We start from the raw sequence: 18,367 nt of genomic DNA, 5'->3' as shown, positions 1-18,367 counted from the left end.
TCGCCCTCGATCGTCAGCGCGGGGCGGGGGCGGCGCGAGAGTTCGCGGCCATCCGGGCGAAGTACCCTGCGTGCCCGTCCGGGACGGGGGATGGATGTCGGGTCTGGCGCGTCCCGCGCCCCGCACGGATGGAGCAGAGCTGATGAACACACAGATGGCGGACCGGGTCCCGGTCCTGATCGCGGGCGGTTCGCTGGTGGGGCTGTCGGCCTCGCTTTTCCTCGGCCGGCTCGGCGTCCCGCACCTGTTGGTGGAGCGGCACGCCGAGACCTCCCGGCACCCGCGCGGGCGCGGCAACAACCTCCGCACCATGGAGCTGTTCCGGGTCGCCGGGGTGGAGCAGGACGTCCGGGCCGCCGCGTCGGTGCTGGCCGGCAACCACGGCATCCTGCAGGCCGAGACGCTCTCCGGCGGCGAGCAGGAGTGGCTGTTCCGGGAGATCGACCCGGGCGGCGGGCTGGCCAGGTTCAGCCCGTCCGGGTGGTGCCTGTGCAGCCAGAACGACCTCGAACCGGTGCTGCTGCGTCACGCCGCCGGGCGCGGCGACGTCCGTTTCAACACCGAGCTGGTCTCCTTCGTGCAGGACGCCGACGGGGTGACGGCGCGGCTGCGGGACCGGGCCACCGGCGAGGAGGACGAGGTGCGGGCCGACTACCTGGTCGCGGCGGACGGGCCGCGCAGCCCCGTCCGGGAGCGGCTGGGCATCGGGCAGTCCGGGCGCGGCGACCTGTTCCACAACGTGTCCGTCACCTTCCGGGCCAAGCGGCTGGCCGAGGTGGTCGGCGACCGGCTGTTCATCGCCTGCTACCTGACCGACCCGGACGGCGCGGGCGCGCTGCTGCCCGTCGACAACCGCGAGGAGTGGGTCTTCCACCTGCCCTGGCACCCGGAGCGCGGCGAGGCCGTCGAGGACTTCACCGACGCCAGGTGCGCGGCCCACATCCGGGCCGCGGCCGGCGTCCCCGACCTGGACGTGGAGATCACCGGCCGGGCCCCCTGGCACGCCGCCGAACGGGTCGCCGACCGGTACTCGGCCGGACGGGTCTTCCTGTGCGGCGACTCCGCCCACGAGATGCCGCCCACCGGGGCGTTCGGCTCCAACACCGGCATCCAGGACGCGCACAACCTGGCCTGGAAGCTGGCCGCCGTCCTCGGCGGCTGGGGCGGACCGCGCCTGCTGGACTCGTACCAGGCGGAGCGGCGGCCGGTCGCCGTGCAGACCGCGGCCCGGGCGGCGGCCCGCTCGGTGGAGCACCAGCACCCCGGCTTCGACGCGGCGCCGGTCGGCGGGCCGCGCACCAACGTCCTCGCGGTGGCGCTCGGCTACCGCTACCCCGAGGGCGCGCTGGTCGGCGCGGACGCCACCGCCGGGGTCGTCCCGGAGCGGTTCGCCGCGACCGGCGAGGTCGGCACCCGGGCCCCGCACCTGTGGCTGCGCGGCCCGGACGGCGAGCGGATCTCCACCCTGGACCTGTTCGAGCGCGAGCCGGTGCTGCTCGCGCCCGCGGCGGGCGGCGGACGCTGGCCGGAGGCGGCCCGGACGGTGACCGGGGAGAGCGGCGTCCCGATCCGCTGCCTGCTGCTCGGCGAGGGCGGCGACTACCTCCCCGAGCCCGTGCCGGAGATCCCCGCCGGCCGCGGACCGGCCGGTCCGGCCGGCTGGCCCGGGGTCTACGGGCTGCGCGAGGGCGGCGCGGCGCTCGTCCGGCCGGACGGGTTCGTCGGCTGGCGCGCGAGCAGCCCGGTCGGCGACCCGGTGGCGGCCCTGCGGGCGGCCGTCCGCGGCGTGGCCGGGCTGTAGCACGAGCGCGTTCAGGGGTTGGGGGGTCAGGGCCGGGAGCGTTCCGCCGTTTCCGGTTCCTGCTCCCCCGCGGCACGCAGCGGCCCGGACCCTGCGGTGGGGCCCGGCGCGCCGTGGCACGAGCCCGCCGTTCCCCGGGCCCCTGACGGGCCCGGTTCGGCTGCCGGGGGGTTGCTCAGTGGCGGGTGGCCGCGGCGAGGGCGAGGAGGACGAAGGCGAGGACGACGGCGAGGCTGAGCTGGAAGGCGGCGGGGTAGTCCGCGGGGGTGTGGAGGTGGGAGAAGAAGGTCGCTCCGACGGTGGCGATGCCGGCGGCGGAGCCGATGCGCTGGGCGGTCTGGAGGACGCCGCCGGCGGAGCCGGCCCGGGCGACGGGGACGTCGTTGAGGGTGAGGGCCTGGTTCGGGGAGACGACCAGGCCGCTGCCGAGGCCGGCCAGCAGGAGCGGGAGGGCGGTGGCCCAGCCGACTTCGGGGCCGTCGAAGAGGTGGACGGCGAGGGCGGCGAGGGCGAGGCCGACGGCGACGGTGGTGAGGCCGACGGCGATCAGCCGGCGGCCGTGGCGGGTGACGAGGCGTCCGCCGACGGTGGAGGCGACCGCGGAGGCGAGGGCGAAGGGGGTGATGGCGAGGCCGGCCTGCAGGGCGGTGTAGTGGCGGCCGGACTGCAGGTAGAGGGTGAAGACGAAGAAGACCGCGGTGAACCCGGCGAAGTAGAGCAGCGAGACCAGCGCGCCGCAGGTGAAGGAGCGGGTGGCGAACAGCCCGGGGTGGACCAGCGGTTCGCGCTGCCGGGCGTACCGGCGCTCCCACCACACGAAGGCGCCGAGGACGAGCGCGGCGCAGGCCAGCAGCAGCCACTTGCGGGCGTCGTGCCACTGCGCCTGGACGAGCGGGAGCAGCAGCAGGACGGTGCCGGTGCCGAGCAGCAGCACGCCGACCGGGTCGAAGTCGCGGCGGGCGCAGGTCGCGGGGGTGGGGGCGGGGAGCAGCCGGTGGGCGAACGGGAGGGCGGCGACGCCGATCGGGAGGTTGACGTAGAACACCCAGCGCCAGCCCTCCGCGGTGCCGAACGCGGCGATCAGCAGGCCGCCGAGCAGCGGGCCGACGGCGGTGGAGAAGCCGATGGTGGTGCCGAGCAGGCCGAACGCGCGGGCCCGTTCGCCGCCGCGGAAGAGCTGCTGGATGAAGCCGGAGACCTGGGGGACGAGGAGTCCGCCGGCCATGCCCTGGAGCAGTCGGGCGACGACCAGCCAGGCCTCCCCCCGGGCGGCGCCGGCCAGCGCGCTGGTGGCGGTGAACAGGGCGAGCCCGGTGAGGAAGACGGGGCGGCGGCCGATCGCGTCGCCGAGCCGCCCGGCCGGGACCAGGACGAGCCCGAAGGCCAGCGAGTAGCCGGAGAGCACCCACTGCAGTCCGGCTTCGGACATGTGCAGGCCGTCGCGCACGGACGGCAGGGCGACGTTGACGATCGACACGTCGAGCAGGGTCATGAACCCGGCGACCAGGCACACCGCGAGGGCCCGCCAGCGGTGCGCCTCGGGGGTCGGGGCGTCGGTCGTCGTGGTGGGCTGGGTGGCCATCGCGGGGGTTCCCTTCCGTCCGGCGTCCAGTCTCGGAGGCGTCGGCGGCGGGAGGCGGGCGGCGCGCCGGGGCCGGTCGGCTGACGCGGGGTCAGGGGGCGAGCGGGACCCGGCGGGCGTCGGCGGCGGCGGGCGGGGTGGCGCCGAGGTCGGTGAGGGTCGCGATGACCACGGAGTCGGGCCCGGACAGCCAGTTGCTGGTCTTGGACTGGACGGTGACGCTCTGGCGCTGCGCGGTGCCGTCGCAGAGCACCTGCGAGGGGGCGGTGCGGGTGGAGCCGAAGGCGATGGTGGCGGGGTCCTCGGGGTCGGGCTGCTCGACCGAGGTGTTCAGCGAGCGGGGCTGGTCGGTCGGCGCGCAGGTGTAGGCGAGGACGACCCGGACCCGTCCCGGCATCCTCGGGTCGATCACGGCCCCGGTGATCGCGACGGCGGTGCGCACCGGCTCGGCGGACGACGACGGCGACGCGGACGGCGACGACGACGAGGACGGCGACGACGACGAGGGGGAAGGGTCGGGGGAAAGCGGGGCGGTCGGCGACGGGCTCTCGGCGGGCGGGTCCGCCGGGGCGGGGGACGGGTCCGGGGCGGGGAGGAGGGCCGCCGCGGCGGCGGTGAGGGCGAGCAGGCCGGCGGCGAGGAGACGGACGGGCACGGGAGGCCTTTCGGTCGACGACGGGGCGTGCTCCGACTGTCCGTCAGTTCGGCCGCCCGGGCGAGCCGTCGCGCCCGGGCGGGTGTCGGGCCCCGGCGGCCCCGCCGTCAGCCCGGCCGGTACGGGAGTTCGATCTCCGCCCAGACCACCTTGCCGTGCCGGGTGGGGCGGCTGCCCCAGCGGTGCGCGAGTTCGCTGACCAGGTGGATGCCGCGGCCGCCCTCGTCCTCTTCGGCGGAGCTGCGCAGCCGGGGCGGCTGGCCGCCGGCGTCGGAGACCTCCAGGGTGAGGGTGCGGTCGCGGAAGATCCGCAGGCGGCGCGGGGCGTCGGCGTGCAGCAGGGCGTTGGTGACGAGCTCGCTGACCACGAGTTCGGCGTAGTCGGTGAGCGCGGACAGGCCCCAGGCGTCCAGGGTGGCGCGGGTGAAGCGGCGGGCGCGGGCGGGCAGCGGGCCCTCGCTGGGCAGCAGCAGGGTGGCGATCCGGTCGGCGGGGACGGGCAGCACCCGCGCCATGATCATGGCGATGTCGTCCTCGGTGCCGTCGGTGACCAGGGTGGAGAGCGCGGCGTCGCAGCTCTCCTCCAGGGTGCGGCCGGGGACGGCGAGGGTGCGGGCGAGCAGGTCGATGCCCTCGTCGAGGTCGCGGCCGCGGCGTTCGACCAGGCCGTCGGTGTAGAGGGCGAAGGTGGCGCCGGGCGGCAGGGTGAACTCGATCGACTCGAAGGTGCCGCCGCCGCCGACGCCGAGCGGGACGCCGGAGGGCAGGTCGACGACGTGCGCGGTGCCGTCGGGGTCGACCCGGACGGGCGGCAGGTGGCCGGCCGAGCAGACCACCACGCTGCGGTCGACGGGGTCGTAGACGGCGCACACGCAGGTCGCGAACTGGCCCTCGCCGATCGCCGAGGCGGTCTCGTCGAGCCGTCCGAGGACCTGCTCGGGCGGCAGGTCGAGGGTGGCCAGGGTGCGGGCGACGGTGCGCAGCTGGCCCATCGTGGCGGCGGCCCGGATGCCGTGGCCCATCACGTCGCCGACCACCAGGGCGACCCGTCCGCAGGAGAGCGGGACGACGTCGAACCAGTCGCCGCCGACCTCGCTGACCACGCTGGAGGGCAGGTAGCGGTGGGCGATCTCCAGGCCCAGGGTGCGGTGGATCTCCTGCGGCAGCAGGCTGCGCTGCAGGGTGAGGGCGGTCTCGCGCTCGCGCCGGTAGAGCCGGGCGTTGTCGATGGCGAGGGCGGTGCGGGCGACCAGCTCCTCGGCGAGCGAGACGTCGGCGGCGCCGAACGGCTCGGGGTTGCGGGTGCGGACGAACTCGGCGCCGCCGAGCACCATGCCGCGGGCGATCAGCGGCACCAGCAGGTACGAGTGGATGCCCGCGGCGACGCCGGAGGCGACCCGGTCGGGGTCGGGGACGAGGCCGCGCAGCACCTCCTCGTCGACGTGCGGCTTGAGCAGCGGGCGGCCGCTGCGCAGGCACTGGGTGTAGACCCGGTGCGGGCCGTACTCGGTGGTCTCGCCGACCGTGTCGGAGACGGTGGTCAGGCCGGAGCCGTACGCCTCGCCGACCGCGACGGCGCGGACCTGGATCGGCCGGCCGGGCTGGATCGGGGCGGGTTCCTCGCCGCGCAGCACCGGCTCCAGCAGGTCGACGGTGGCGAAGTCGGCGAACTTCGGGATGATCGCCTCGACCATCTCCTCGGCGGTGCGCTTGAGGTCGAGGGTGGTGCCGATCCGGGCGCCGGCGGCGGCGAGCAGGGTGAGCCGCTCCTGGGCGCGGGAGGCCCGGGCCTCGGCCTGGAAGCGCTCGGTGACGTCGATGATCGAGGAGGAGACGCCGAGCACCCTGCCGGTGGAGTCCTCCAGCCGGAAGTACGACGCCGACCAGGCCCGGTCGCGGCGCGGGTCGCCGGGGACGCGGCCGTGCGAGCGGGCGTCGACCACCGGTTTGCCGGTGGCGAGCACCTGGCGCATCACGTTCTCGATCTCGGCGGCGTTGATGCCGGGCAGCAGGCCGGAGATCCGCCGGCCCAGGTGCTCCTCGACGCTGAGGCCGTTGATCCGGGCCAGTGCCTCGTTCAGCCGGACGAAGCGCAGCTCGGTGTCGTAGACGGCGAGGCCGATCGGGGACTGGTCGAAGAAGCCGTCCAGGATCGCCAGGTCGGACTCGACCTCGTGCAGCGCGTGGGTGTCGGAGGCGGTGGCCAGCAGCAGGGTGCGGCCGTCGGGGCCGGCGATCGGGTAGGTGTGGAACTCCAGCTCGACGGTGGAGCCGTCGCGGCGGCGGACGGGGTGGGTGCCGGACCAGCCGTGGCCGGCCACCAGCCGGGCGAACCACTCGTCGGCGGCGGCGCGGTCCTGCTCGGGCAGCAGCAGCCGGATCGGGTGGGCGCCGATCGCCTGCGCGGCGGGCCAGCCGGTGAGCGCCTCGGCCTCCTCGCTCCAGTGCAGGATCCGGCCGTCCTGCTGGACCAGCGCGGTGGCCAGCGGGACCAGGCGGTGCCCGGCCAGGCGCGCGGAAGCGGCACCCGCCGCGTCGCGGCTGGGCGTCTGTTCGAACCCGTGCGTGCTCAGTTGGCCACCTGCCCGGTACCTTCCCCGGTTCCACCGGTCGTTCCGGCTTCCACCAGACTGCACGGCCCGTCGCACGCTGGCGACTGGTGGTCGTGCGGGCGGTCGGGCCGAAGAAGGCGAGTCTGCTCGATTCGGACCGGTTCGGGCAAGACTGTGCACCTCAACTGCCGGTCCGCGACCGTCCGGCCGGGTCCTCCCCGCCCGCCAGCGCGGCGTCCAGCAGCCGGGACCACTGGCGGACGACGCCGGCCCGGCGCGGTCCGTCGTCGGTGAGCAGGTTGGCCAGGCCCAGGCCGCGGGCCAGGTCGAGGGTGGCCTGGACGGTCTCCCGGACGCCGGTGGCCGACTCGTCCGCGCCCAGGCACTCGACGGCGGCCCGGTGCGCCTCCCGGCCGACGTGGTTCTCCAGCGCGGCGATCCGGCCGCGCAGCGGCTCCTCGGTGGCGGCGGCCACCCACAGGTGCAGCGCGGCCCGGAACAGCGGGCCGGTGTAGAGCCGGACGATCATCTCCACCACGGCCTCGGTGCGGGCCGGGCCGGACGGCGGCAGCTGCTCGACCTGGGCCAGCACGGCGGCCACCCGCTCGGCGGCCACGTGCTCGACGGCGGCGGCGAACAGGTCCTCGCGGGTGCGGAAGTGGTGCTGGGCCGCGCCCCGGGTGACACCGGCCCGCTCGGCGACCACCAGCACCGTGGAGCCGTTCCAGCCGACCTCGGCCAGGCACTCGACCGCCGCCTCCAGCAGCCGCCGCCGGGTGGCGCGGCTGCGGTCCTGCTGCGGTGTCCGGGCGGCGGGCGGGCTGGTCGTCATCGGCGGCTCCTGGTGGGCGCGTTCCGTTCGGATGGCGGTGTCCCGAATCCTATGGGGCGGTACGGGCGGCGACGGCGGTCCGGGCGGCGCGCTCCCGCAGCTCCCGGCGGAGGATCTTGCCGCTGGGGGACTTCGGCACCACGTCCAGGAACTCCACCTCGCGGACCTTCTTGTACGGGGCGACCCGGCGGGCCACGTACTCGACCACCTCCTGCTCGGCCAGCTCGCAGCCGAACGCGGGCACCACGTACGCCTTGGGGTGCTCGGCGCCGTGGGCGTCGGTGACGCCGATGACGGCGGCGTCGGCGATCCGGGGGTGGGTGAGCAGCAGGGCCTCCAGCTCGGCCGGGGCGACCTGGTAGCCCTTGTACTTGATCAGCTCCTTGACCCGGTCGACGACGAACAGCCAGCCGTCGGCGTCGACGTGGCCGACGTCGCCGGTGTGCAGCCAGCCGTCCCGGTCGACGGTCGCGGCGGTCGCGGACTCCTTGCCGAAGTAGCCGCTCATCACCTGCGGGCCGCGGAACAGCAGCTCGCCGTCCTCGCCGGGGCCGAGGTCGCGGGGCGGGGCGTCCAGCGCGCGGATCCGCAGCTCGGTGCCGGGGACGAGGCGGCCCGCGGTGCCGACCGGCGGGTGCGGGTCGCCGGGCGGGACGACGTGGGTGACCGGGGAGAGCTCGGTCATGCCGTAGCCCTGCAGCAGGTGCGGCAGGCCCAGGCGGCGGGCGCAGGCGGCGGCCAGGGCGGCGTCCAGCGGGGCGGCGGCGGACAGCACGTAGCGGATCGACGACAGGTCGAAGCGGTCCACCAGCGGGTGCTTGGCCAGCGCGAGGACGATCGGCGGGGCCACGTACAGCGCCTCGATCCGGTGGCGCTGGATCGCGGTCAGGAACTGCTCCAGGTCGAAGCGGGGCAGCACGACCACGGTGGAGCGGGCCCGCAGCGGGCGGTTGAGCAGCGCGCTGAGGCCGTAGATGTGGAAGAACGGCAGCACCGCCAGCACCCGCTCGGCCGGGGCCGGGCCGAGCAGGGCGTCGACCTGGGCGAGGTTGGTGGACAGCGAGCGGTGGGTGAGCATCACGCCCTTGGGCAGGCCGGTCGTCCCGCTGGAGTACGGCAGCACGGCCAGGTCGGTGGCCGGGTCGAGGCGGGGCGCGGGTTCGGGGGCGTCGGTGGCGGCCAGCTCGGCGAGGGTGCGGTGGGCCCCGGCGTCCTCCTCGTCCTCGTCGCAGAGGAACACGCCGGCGACCGGGTGCTCGGCGGTGGCCCGGCGGACCACCGGCAGGAACGCGGCGGCGGTGATGATCCAGCGGGCGCCGGAGTCGCGCAGCTGGCCGGCCAGCTCGGCGGGGGTGGCGAGCGAGTTGACGGGCGTGACGGTGGCGCCGGTGCGGGTCGCGCCGTAGAACGCCAGCGGGTAGGCGAGCGAGTTCGGGCTGAGCAGCGCCACCACGTCGCCCTTCGCGACCCCGGCCGCGGCCAGGCCGGCGGCGAGGCGGCGGCTGCCCGCGTCCAGCTCCCGGTAGCTGACGGAGCGCCCGGTCAGCCCGTCCACCAGGGCCGGGCGGTCGGCGTGCTCGCCCGTCGCGCAGTCGCCGAGGACCGCGTCGTGGATCGGCAGGTCGAGCGGGGGGACGGGCGGGTAGTCGCTGTGGAACACCATGCGGGCCTCCGGGCGGCTCGGCGGTCGCGGCCGGCGGGGTGCGGTCGCGCGGTGCCAGCGTGCCGGGGCCGGGCGCGGCGCCACCAGGGCGCGTGACGGGCTTACCGGCGTACGCGGGTGCCCTCCTGGCGGGCCAGCAGGTCGAGCAGCCGGGCGTGGGTGGCGGCGTCGGCGGCGGCGAGCAGGCCGCCGGCGCCGCTGTGCACCGGCTCGCCGCGCAGGTCGGTGACGGTGCAGCCGGCCGCCTCGCACAGGGCGATGCCGGCGGCGAAGTGCACGCTGTCCGCGAGGTGCCCGTCCGTCAGGTAGGCGGCGCGGCGGCCGGCCGCGACCCAGGCCACCGCGAGGGTGGTCGACACCACGCGCGGGCGGAACTCCCGCTCGAAGCCGGCGTCGGTGAGCAGCCGCGCGACCCGCAGCCCGGGGGCGTTCGGGTACGGCGGGTCCAGGTTGAGGTCGACCAGCCGGGAGCCGGCCGACGGCACCAGCGGGGTGTCCCGGCCGTCCCGGCGCAGGTGCGCGGCGGCGCCGTCGGTCCAGTACGTTTCGCCGGTGTACGGGTCGGCGGTGGCGGCGGCGACCGTCCGGCCGTGCTCGCGCAGGGCGACGTTGACGCCCACCAGGTGCGTCCCCACCGCGAAGTTGAGCGTTCCGCAGAGCGGGTCGACCAGCCACTGCCGGGCGGCGGAGCGGTCGCCGCTGCGGCCGCTCTCCTCCCCCGTGAACGCGTCGCCGGGCCGGGCCGCCCGGAGCAGGTCGAGGACGGCCCGCTCGGCCGCCAGGTCGGCGGCGGTCGCGAAGTCGCCCCCGCCCTTCTCCTCCCGCGCGGCCCCCGCCCAGTCGGTGGCCCGCACCACCGCGGCTCCGGCTTCGGCGGCGCGGCGGGCGAGGTCGGCGTCGTGCACGGGGGTCCTTTCGGCGGGCGGAGGGGGCGGGTGAGCGGGGGTCCGGGGAACGGCGGGGTCCTGGCGGGGGCTCCCGGGACCTACTCCTCCGGCTCCCAGTCCCTGAGCTGGTGGAAGGGGACGGTGTCGCCCTCGATCGGGAGGCCGTCGACGGGGATGCGGTTGTAGAGCATGCGGATGAGCTCGGCGGCGGTGCCGCGGATGGTGGCGTCGGGGGTGGCGGGGGTGCGGGTCGCGTGGGCGCCGGCGGCGGAGAGGGCGAGGTACCAGGTGGGGCCGTCGGTGGCCCGGAAGGCGAGGGTGACCGGGGTGTGCGGCCAGGGGACGGTGGTGGAGCAGCAGGTGAGGAGGAACTCCTCGACGGCGTCGAGGGCCACCTCGCGCGGCAGCTCGGCGGGGAGGCCGGCGGTGAGCCGGGCGTCGTAGGTGTGGACGGCCGTCTCGTTGAGGCGGCGGCGGGCGGCCGCGGCGGTGTTCTGCGGGGACTGGGCGAGGGGCCACCACGTCCAGCAGGGGGCGTCGGGGCCGGTCTCGCGGAGGGCGTCGAGGAGCCGGTCGGTGGAGTCGGCGAACCAGGCGATCAGCTCGTCCCGGTCGGTCGGGGCCGGCTCGGTGGGGCGGGGCGGGGGCGTCTCGCCGGCGCCCGCGGTGACGATCGAGGCCCAGAAGCGCTGCCCGTGGCCGAGGTGCTGGGCCAGGTCGTACAGCGTCCACTCGGGGCAGGTGGGGACCTGGACGTCGAGGGCGGGGGCGGCGGCGAGCGCCTCGCGGAAGGCGGCGGAGCGGTCGTCGATGAGGCTCAACCGGGCCGGGAAGTCAAGATCGTTGGACACGGTTGACTGTCTACCACCAAGTCTCCGACGGGTGGAAGCGGTTATTCACGGCGGGCTTTCCACCGGGCGCGCGCGGTCAGTAGGAGCGGGGCAGGCCGAGGGTGTGCTGGGCGACGTAGTTGAGGACCATCTCCCGGCTGACCGGCGCGACCCGGCCGACCCGGGTGGCGGTGAGGAGCGCGGCGAGGCCGTACTCCTGGGTGAGGCCGTTGCCGCCGAGGGTCTGGACGGCCTGGTCGACCGCGCGGCAGGAGGCCTCGCCCGCCGCGTACTTGGCCATGTTCGCGGCCTCGCCGGCGGCGGCGTCCCGGCCCGTGTCGTACAGGTGGGCGGCCTTGCGGGTCATCAGCCGGGCGAGCTCGACCTCGACGGCGCACTGCGCGAGCGGGTGGGCGATGCCCTGGTGGGCGCCGATCGGGCGGTCCCAGACGGTGCGGGTGCGGGCGTAGGAGGCGGCGGTGGCGAGGGCGTGGCGGGCGATGCCGAGGGTGAAGGCCGCGGTCATGATCCGTTCCGGGTTGAGCCCGGCGAAGAGCTGTGCCAGCCCGGAGTCCCGGTCGCCGACCAGGGCGTCGGCGGGAAGCCGGACGTCGTCCAGGAACACCTGGAACTGCCGCTCGGGGGCGGTGAGTTCCATCGCGATGGGCCGGTACTCGAAGCCGGGGCTCTCGCGCGGGACGACGAACAGGGCGGGCCTGAGCCGGCCCGTGCGGGCGTCCTCGGTGCGGGCGACGAAGAGGACGGCGTCGGCCTGGTCGATGCCGGAGACGAACACCTTGCGGCCGGTGAGCAGCCAGTCGTCGCCGTCGCGGCGGGCGGTGGTGGTGATCCGGTGGGAGTTGGAGCCGGCCTCGGGTTCGGTGATGCCGAACGCCATCACGGCGGTGCCGTCGGCGAGTCCGGGCAGCCAGCGGCGCTTCTGCGCCTCGGTGCCGTAGCGGGCGATGACGGTGCCGCAGATCGCCGGGGAGACGATCAGCATCAGCAACGGGCAACCGGCGGCGCCCAACTCTTCGAGGACGATCGCGAGTTCGCCGATGCCCGCGTCCCCGCCGCCGTACTCGGCGGGGAGGTTGACGCCGAGGTAGCCCGCCTTGGCGGCCTCGGCCCAGAGTTCGCGCACGGGCTCCCCGGCGCGGGCCTTGCGCTGGAAGTAGTCGCGGCCGTAGCGGGCGGCGAGCGCGGCGACGGCGGCGCGCAGGTCGTACTGCTCCTGGGTGTCGATCAGCGCTGCGGACATGGCGGGTCCTTCCGGGGAGAGGGGGCGGGTCGGCGGTCGGGGCGGACGGCGGCACGGGCGACGGGTCGGGCTCGCGGGTCAGCGGTCGGGCTGGCGGGTCAGCGGTCGGGGCGGACGACGGCGAGGACGGTGCCGGTCTCGACCTGGCGGCCGACGGTGGCGGTCAGGTCGGCGAGGGTGCCGTCGGCGGGGGCGGTGAGCCGGTGCTCCATCTTCATCGCCTCGATCCGGAGCAGGACCTGGCCGGCGGTGACGCGTTCGCCGGGGCGGGCGTCGATCCGGACGACGGTGCCGGGCATCGGGGCGAGCAGGGTGCCGGGGGCGAGCGGGGCGGTGGGGGCGGGGAGGCGGTCGACGGCGGTGAGGGCGTGGTGCCCGGTGGGGGTGTCGACGAAGATCCGGTCGCCGTGGCGGGCGACCTGGTAGCGGCGGCGCAGCGGGCCGATCGCGAGGTCGACGGAGTCGGGCGTGGCGTGCAGGAGCCGGACGTCCGGGTGGTCGTCGGCGCGCAGGCCGTCGCGGGTGAGGCGGTAGCGGACGTCGAGTTCGGTGCCGTCGGGGGTGCGGTAGCGCTTGGTCTGCGGCTGGGAGGGGAGGTTGCGCCAGCCGGCCGGGAGGTGGCGCAGCGGGCCCCGGCGGTCGGCGGCGTCGGCGAGGGCGGCCGCGAGGGCGGCGAGGGGGGTGGATTCGCGGTCGGGGGCGGTGAGTTCGGCGTGGTGGTCGGTGAGCAGGGCGGTGTGGACGCGGCCGGCCAGGAAGTCGGGGTGGCGCAGGGCGCGGACCAGCAGGTCGCGGTTGGTGGCGGGGCCGTGCAGGCGGGCGCGGGCGAGGGCGTCGGCGAGGCGGCGGGCGGCGGCGGCGCGGGTGGGGGCCCAGGCGACGGCCTTGGCGAGCAGCGGGTCGTAGTGGGCGGTGATCCGGTCGCCGGGGCCGGCTCCGGCGTCCAGGCGTAGACCGGTGGGGGTCGGGAGGGTGGCGAACTCGACGTCGGTGCCCGGGAGTTCGAGGCGGTGGAGGTCGCCGGTGGCGGGCTGCCAGTCGCGGGCGGGGTCTTCGGCGTAGAGCCGGGCCTCGATCGCGCAGCCCCGGACGGGTGGCGGGTCGGCGGGGAGCTTCTCGCCCTCGGCGACGGCGAGTTGGAGGGCGACCAGGTCGATTCCGGTGACGCACTCGGTGACGGGGTGCTCGACCTGGAGGCGGGTGTTCATCTCCAGGAAGGCGAGGCGTCCGTCGGGGGCGAGCAGGAACTCGGCGGTGCCGGCGCCCTGGTAGCCGACGGCGCGGGCGGCGGCGACGGCGGCGGCGTGCAGGCGGGCGCGCAGGTCGGGGGCGAGGCCGGGGGCGGGGGCCTCCTCGACGACCTTCTGGTGGCGGCGCTGGAGCGAGCAGTCGCGGTCGCCGACGGCCCACACGGTGCCGTGGGCGTCGGCGAGGAGTTGGACCTCCAGGTGGCGGCCGGTGGGCAGGTAGGGCTCGCAGAACACCTCGTCGTCGCCGAACGCGGCGGCGGCCTCGGCCCGGGCGGCGGCCAGCGCGTCCGGGAGTTCGGCGAGGGTGCGCACCACCCGCATGCCGCGGCCGCCGCCGCCGGCGGCGGCCTTGACCAGCAGGGGCAGGTCGGCCTCGCCGGGTTCGGGGCCGACGGTGAGGACGGGGACGCCGGCGGCGGCCATCAGGCGTTTGGCGGCGGTCTTGGAGCCCATCGCGGCGATGGCGGCGGGCGGCGGGCCGATCCAGCGCAGTCCGGCGTCGAGCACGGCCTGCGCGAACTCGGCGCTCTCGGACAGGAATCCGTACCCGGGGTGGACGGCGTCGGCTCCGGCGTCGAGGGCGGCGCGGACCAGCAGGTCGGCGCGCAGGTAGGTGTCGGCGGGCGCGGCGCCGGGCAGCCGGACGGCGGTGTCGGCCTCCCGGACGTGCCGGGCGTCGGCGTCCGGGTCGGAGTGGACGGCGACGGTGGCGATGCCGAGGGTGCGGCAGGTGCGCAGGATCCGGCGGGCGATCTCGCCCCGGTTGGCCACCAGCAGTGAGCTGATCATCCGTCAGTTCCTCTTCTTCGCAGGGGTGGTCACATCCGGAAGACGCCGTAGCCGCTGGTGCCCTCGACCGGGCCGCTGTGGACGGCGGACAGGCAGAGGCCGAGGACGGTGCGGGTGTCGCGCGGGTCGATCACCCCGTCGTCGTAGAGCCGTCCGGAGAGGAAGACCGGGAGCGACTCGGCCTCGATCTGCTGCTCGACCGCGGCGCGGATCGCGGCGTCGGCGTCCTCGTCGTAGGGCTGCCCCTTGGCGGTGGCGGCCTGGCGGGCCACCAGCGAGAGCACGCCGGCGAGTTGCTGCGGGCCCATCACGGCGGACTTGGCGCTGGGCCAGCTGAACAGGAAGCGCGGGTCGTAGGCGCGGCCGCACATGCCGTAGTGGCCGGCGCCGTAGGAGGCGCCCATCAGGACGGAGAGGTGCGGGACGGTGCTGTTCGCCACCGCGTTGATCATCATCGCGCCGTGCTTGATGATGCCGCCCTGCTCGTACTCCCGGCCGACCATGTAGCCGGTGGTGTTGTGCAGGAAGACCAGCGGCCGGTGCAGCCGGTTGGCGAGCTGGATGAACTGGGCGGCCTTCTGGGACTCCTGGCTGAACAGCACGCCCTGGGCGTTGGCCAGCACGCCGACCGGGTGGCCGAACAGGGTGGCCCAGCCGGTGGCGAGGCTGGTGCCGTAGTCGGGCTTGAACTCGTCGAAGTCGGAGCCGTCGACGATCCGGGCGATCACCTCGCGCGGGTCGAACGGCACCCGGAGGTCGCCCGGGACGATGCCGAGCAGCTCCTCCTCCGGGTACTTCGGCGGCCGGGGCGAACCGACCGGCTCGGGGCCGGACTTGCGCCAGTGCAGCCGGTGGACGACCCGGCGGGCCAGCCGCAGCGCGTCGGGTTCGTCGAGGGCGAGGTGGTCGGCGAGGCCGGAGGTGCGGGCGTGCATCTCGGCGCCGCCGAGCGACTCGTCGTCGGACTCCTCGCCGGTGGCCATCCGCACCAGCGGGGGGCCGCCGAGGAAGACCTTGGCCCGCTCCTTGACCATGATCACGTGGTCGGACATCCCCGGCACGTACGCGCCGCCCGCCGTGGAGTTGCCGAACACCACCGCCACGGTGGGGATGCCGGCGGCCGACAGCCTGGTCAGGTCGCGGAACAGGGCGCCGCCCGGGATGAAGATCTCCTTCTGGCTGGGCAGGTCGGCGCCGCCGGACTCGACCAGGTTGATCAGCGGGAGCCGGTTGCGCAGGGCGATCTCGTTCGCCCGCAGGGCCTTGCGCAGCGTCCACGGGTTGGACGAACCGCCGCGCACGGTGGGGTCGTTGGCGGTGATCACGCACTCGGTGCCGGCCACCGTGCCGATGCCGGTGACCAGGGCCGCGCCGACCTGGTAGGGGCTGCCCCAGGCGGCGAGCGGGGAGAGTTCGAGGAACGGCGAGTCCGGGTCGAGCAGCAGCTCGATCCGCTCGCGGGCCGGGAGCTTGCCCCGGGCGCGGTGCCGCTCCAGGTACGCGGGGCCGCCGCCGGCCAGTGCCTTGGCGTGCTCGGCGTCCAGGTCGGCGAGCTTGGCGAGCATCGCGGCGCGGTTGGCGGCGTACTCGGGCGCGTCCGGATCGAGCCGGGTGGGCAGGGCGGTCACGGCTGGGCCTCCGGGTCGTCCGGGTGGTGCGGCGGGCGGGGGGCGGGCGGCAGCAGGTGCCGGGGGACGTCGAGGTGGCGGGAGCGCAGCCACTCCCCCAGCGCCTTCGCCTGCGGGTCGAAGCGGTGCTGGGCGGCGACGCCCTCGCCGAGCAGGCCGCGCAGGGTGAAGTTGACCGCGCGGAGGTTCGGCAGCAGGTGCCGCTCGATCTCCAGGTCGGCCGTCTCCGGCAGGAGTTCGCGGAGCCTGTCGGTGGTGAGGGTGTGCGCCAGCCAGGGCCAGCCGGCTTCGCTCCGGGCCCAGACGCCGAGGTTGGCGTCACCGCCCTTGTCGCCGCTGCGGGCTCCGGCGACCAGGCCGAGCGGGGCCCGCCGGGTCGGGCCGGGCGCGGGCGGCGGTGGCAACGGCGGTGCGGGGAGCGGGCGTCGGGGGCCGGTGGCGGTCGGCGGCGGGACGGGGACCTGCTCGCCGGTGGGCAGGTGGGCCCGGTGGTCGACCTCCCTGCGGCCCAACTCCCGTGCCTCGAAGACTCCGTAGGGGCTGGGCCGGGCCGGCGGGGCGGTGAGGTGGAAGCCCGGGTAGCCGGAGAGGCCGAGTTCGACGGCGGCGGCGGTGAGGGCCCGGCCGACCCGGTGCTCCCGCGGGTCGCGGGCGGTGAGCCGCAGCAGGGTGCTGGCGCGTTCCTCGGTGTCGGCGTCCGGGTGCTGGGTGCGGGTCTCGGTCCACTGCAGCCCGGCGGGCGGGTCGGCGGCCAGCGACCTGGTCAACTGCCGCCGCACCAGGGCGGACTTGGCGTCGAGGTCCAGTCCGGTGAGGACGAACACCAGCTCGTTGCGGTAGCCGCCGAGCCGGTTGAGCCCGACCTTGAGGGTGGCCGGCGGGGCCTCGCCGCGCACCCCGTCGATCCGGATCCGGTCGGGGCCCTGCCGGGTCAGCGTCACGGTGTCCAGCCGGGCCGTGACGTCCGGCCCGAGGTAGCGCGCTCCGCCGGTCTCGTACAGGAGTTGGGCCGTGACGGTCTCCACGGTGACCGCGCCGCCGGTGCCCGGGTGCTTGGTGATCACGCTGCTGCCGTCGGCGTGCAGTTCGGCGATCGGGAAGCCGGGGTGGTCGGTGTCGTGCTCGGTGAAGAACGCGTAGTTCCCGCCGGTGGCCTGGGCCCCGCACTCCAGCACGTGGCCCGCGACCACCGCGCCCGCCAGCGCGTCCAGGTCGTCCGGCGTCCAGCCGTGGTGCGCGATGCCGGGTCCGACCACCAGCGCGGCGTCCGTGACCCGGCCGGTCACCACCACGTCCGCGCCGGCCCGCAGGCACTCGGCGATCCCGAACGCCCCGAGGTACGCGTTCGCGGCCAGCAGCGGACGGCTCGGGTCCGCTCCCGTCCAGCCGAACTCCGCCGCCCTGGGCAGGAGTTCGTCGCCGGTGACGTGGCCGATCCGGGCCCGCAGGCCCTGCCGGGCGGCGAGCTCCCCGAGCGCCCCGGCCAGCCGGGCCGGGTTCAGACCGCCCGCGTTGACCACGATCCGCACCCCGAGGTCGAGCGCCTCCGCGAGGCAGTCCTCGGCCTGCCGCAGGAACGTCCGCGCGTAGCCGAGCGCCGGGTCGCGCAGCCGGTCCCGGGCCAGGATCAGCATCGTCAGCTCGGCCAGGTAGTCACCCGTCAGCACGTCCAGCGGCCCGCCCGCCAGCATCTCGCGGAACGCGCCGAACCGGTCACCGTAGAACCCCGAGGCGTTGCCGATCCGCAGCACGGAACCTCCCGACCCCGGTTCTCCCGGGCGTGGTCGACGGCACCGATCGGGTCGGCGCGCGTCCGGTCGCGACCGAGCGTGACAGCAAGTCGGGGACATATCAAGCACACGTGCTTGTTTTCGGCCGGGGGGACGCCCTCCGGCCCGACGGCGCGGGACGGGCCGGGCCGGGCCGGGCCGGGCCGGTTCCGGCGGGGTGGCGGGGCGGCGGGCCGGGCGGGGCGGGTGAACTCGTCGGCCCGGGCGGCGCGTTGGGCCGGGGCGGGCGAGGGCCGGGCGGGGGAAACCGGGGTGACCGCGCGGAGCCGCGCGGCTAGGGTCGGACGGTGCCCGAACTGACGCTGCTGCGCGCCGACCACGCCCCTGCGGTCCTCGCCTTCGAGACGGCCGAGCGCGCGTACTTCGCCGCCTCGGTCCCCGACCGCGGGGACGACTTCTTCGCCCGGTACGCGGAGCGGCACGCGGCCCTGCTGGCCGAACAGGAGGCCGGCGTCTGCGCGTTCCACCTGCTCCTCGCCGAGGACGGCACGGTGCTCGGCAGGTTCAACCTGGTCGACATCGGGAGCGGTAGCGCGACCCTCGGCTACCGGGTCGCCCGGCACGCCACCGGGCGCGGGGTGGCGACCGCCGCCGTGCGCGGCCTCTGCGACCTGGCGGCGACCCGGTACGGGCTGCGCGAGCTGCGGGCGGCGGTCGCCACCGGGAACCCCGCGTCCGGACGGGTGCTGGCCAAGGCGGGGTTCGTCCTGGTCGGCCCCGCCGGGCCGGACGACCTCGGCGGGCAGCCGGGCAGCTGGTACCGCCGCGACCTGGACGGCTGACGACCGGGAGCCGGCCGGCCGTCGGGCACCGGCTGCCGCCCGTCGGCCGGGTCCGCTAGCGTCCG

The 18,367-nt window shown here is 76.2% G+C and carries 13 protein-coding genes; 2 read left to right on the top strand and 11 right to left on the bottom strand.

Annotated features, from left to right (window positions below; all coding sequences use genetic code 11):
• The first annotated feature begins 142 nt into the window (after window positions 1–142).
• Entirely contained in the window at window positions 143–1,801 is a 1,659-nt protein-coding gene (locus tag ACZ3J7_RS11270; protein WP_465619199.1) for an FAD-dependent oxidoreductase, read from the top strand.
• A gap of 175 nt (window positions 1,802–1,976) precedes the next feature.
• Here ACZ3J7_RS11270 and ACZ3J7_RS11265 read toward each other — a convergent pair whose 3' ends face one another.
• The 11 genes from ACZ3J7_RS11265 to ACZ3J7_RS11215 all read right to left on the bottom strand — a co-directional run bounded on the left by ACZ3J7_RS11265 (window position 1,977) and on the right by ACZ3J7_RS11215 (window position 17,481).
• On the bottom strand, window positions 1,977–3,383 hold the full coding sequence (locus tag ACZ3J7_RS11265) for an MFS transporter (protein ID WP_465619197.1): 1,407 nt from the start codon (window positions 3,381–3,383) through the stop codon (window positions 1,977–1,979).
• Window positions 3,384–3,474: 91 nt separating this feature from the next.
• Window positions 3,475–4,038, bottom strand: coding sequence for a hypothetical protein (locus ACZ3J7_RS11260; RefSeq protein WP_465619195.1), 564 nt, complete (start codon window positions 4,036–4,038; stop codon window positions 3,475–3,477).
• Window positions 4,039–4,145: 107 nt separating this feature from the next.
• Window positions 4,146–6,674 carry a SpoIIE family protein phosphatase gene (locus ACZ3J7_RS11255; protein WP_465619193.1) on the bottom strand — a complete coding sequence of 843 codons (2,529 nt, stop codon included), beginning with the start codon at window positions 6,672–6,674 and terminating at the stop codon, window positions 4,146–4,148.
• Between the two features lie 97 nt (window positions 6,675–6,771).
• Window positions 6,772–7,422 carry a TetR/AcrR family transcriptional regulator gene (locus ACZ3J7_RS11250; protein ID WP_465619191.1) on the bottom strand — a complete coding sequence of 217 codons (651 nt, stop codon included), beginning with the start codon at window positions 7,420–7,422 and terminating at the stop codon, window positions 6,772–6,774.
• Between the two features lie 49 nt (window positions 7,423–7,471).
• Window positions 7,472–9,085, bottom strand: coding sequence for an AMP-binding protein (locus ACZ3J7_RS11245; protein ID WP_465619189.1), 1,614 nt, complete (start codon window positions 9,083–9,085; stop codon window positions 7,472–7,474).
• Window positions 9,086–9,186: 101 nt separating this feature from the next.
• Window positions 9,187–9,990 carry an inositol monophosphatase family protein gene (locus ACZ3J7_RS11240; protein ID WP_465619187.1) on the bottom strand — a complete coding sequence of 268 codons (804 nt, stop codon included), beginning with the start codon at window positions 9,988–9,990 and terminating at the stop codon, window positions 9,187–9,189.
• Between the two features lie 80 nt (window positions 9,991–10,070).
• A complete protein-coding gene (locus ACZ3J7_RS11235) occupies window positions 10,071–10,823 on the bottom strand; it encodes a maleylpyruvate isomerase family mycothiol-dependent enzyme (protein ID WP_465619185.1) in 753 nt (250 codons plus the stop codon).
• 76 nt (window positions 10,824–10,899) lie between these two features.
• Window positions 10,900–12,063 carry an acyl-CoA dehydrogenase family protein gene (locus ACZ3J7_RS11230; protein WP_465619183.1) on the bottom strand — a complete coding sequence of 388 codons (1,164 nt, stop codon included), beginning with the start codon at window positions 12,061–12,063 and terminating at the stop codon, window positions 10,900–10,902.
• Between the two features lie 98 nt (window positions 12,064–12,161).
• Window positions 12,162–14,102, bottom strand: coding sequence for an acetyl/propionyl/methylcrotonyl-CoA carboxylase subunit alpha (locus tag ACZ3J7_RS11225; RefSeq protein WP_465619178.1), 1,941 nt, complete (start codon window positions 14,100–14,102; stop codon window positions 12,162–12,164).
• A 29-nt stretch (window positions 14,103–14,131) separates the two neighbouring features.
• A complete protein-coding gene (locus ACZ3J7_RS11220) occupies window positions 14,132–15,730 on the bottom strand; it encodes an acyl-CoA carboxylase subunit beta (RefSeq protein WP_465619176.1) in 1,599 nt (532 codons plus the stop codon).
• Window positions 15,727–17,481, bottom strand: coding sequence for an acyclic terpene utilization AtuA family protein (locus ACZ3J7_RS11215; RefSeq protein ID WP_465619174.1), 1,755 nt, complete (start codon window positions 17,479–17,481; stop codon window positions 15,727–15,729). Before ACZ3J7_RS11215 ends, ACZ3J7_RS11220 begins: the two co-directional genes overlap by 4 nt.
• Before the next feature lie 326 nt (window positions 17,482–17,807).
• Between ACZ3J7_RS11215 and ACZ3J7_RS11210 the strand changes: the two genes are divergently transcribed.
• The gene (locus ACZ3J7_RS11210) at window positions 17,808–18,302 is read left to right on the top strand and encodes a GNAT family N-acetyltransferase (protein WP_465619173.1); all 495 of its coding nucleotides are present in this window, start codon (window positions 17,808–17,810) and stop codon (window positions 18,300–18,302) included.
• Window positions 18,303–18,367 lie beyond the last annotated feature (65 nt).

It is taken from the genome of Kitasatospora sp. NPDC015121 (assembly GCF_055562955.1).
The sequence above is the reverse complement of the archived record's forward strand: the minus strand, read 5'-3'. Positions and strand labels throughout refer to the sequence as shown.

Coding starts and splice junctions, on each gene's coding strand:
- ACZ3J7_RS11270 (WP_465619199.1), top strand. CDS start 143: ATGAACACACAGATGGCGGACCGGGTCCCGGTCCTGATCGCGGGCGGT.
- ACZ3J7_RS11265 (WP_465619197.1), bottom strand. CDS start 3,383: ATGGCCACCCAGCCCACCACGACGACCGACGCCCCGACCCCCGAGGCG.
- ACZ3J7_RS11250 (WP_465619191.1), bottom strand. CDS start 7,422: ATGACGACCAGCCCGCCCGCCGCCCGGACACCGCAGCAGGACCGCAGC.
- ACZ3J7_RS11245 (WP_465619189.1), bottom strand. CDS start 9,085: ATGGTGTTCCACAGCGACTACCCGCCCGTCCCCCCGCTCGACCTGCCG.
- ACZ3J7_RS11230 (WP_465619183.1), bottom strand. CDS start 12,063: ATGTCCGCAGCGCTGATCGACACCCAGGAGCAGTACGACCTGCGCGCC.
- ACZ3J7_RS11225 (WP_465619178.1), bottom strand. CDS start 14,102: ATGATCAGCTCACTGCTGGTGGCCAACCGGGGCGAGATCGCCCGCCGG.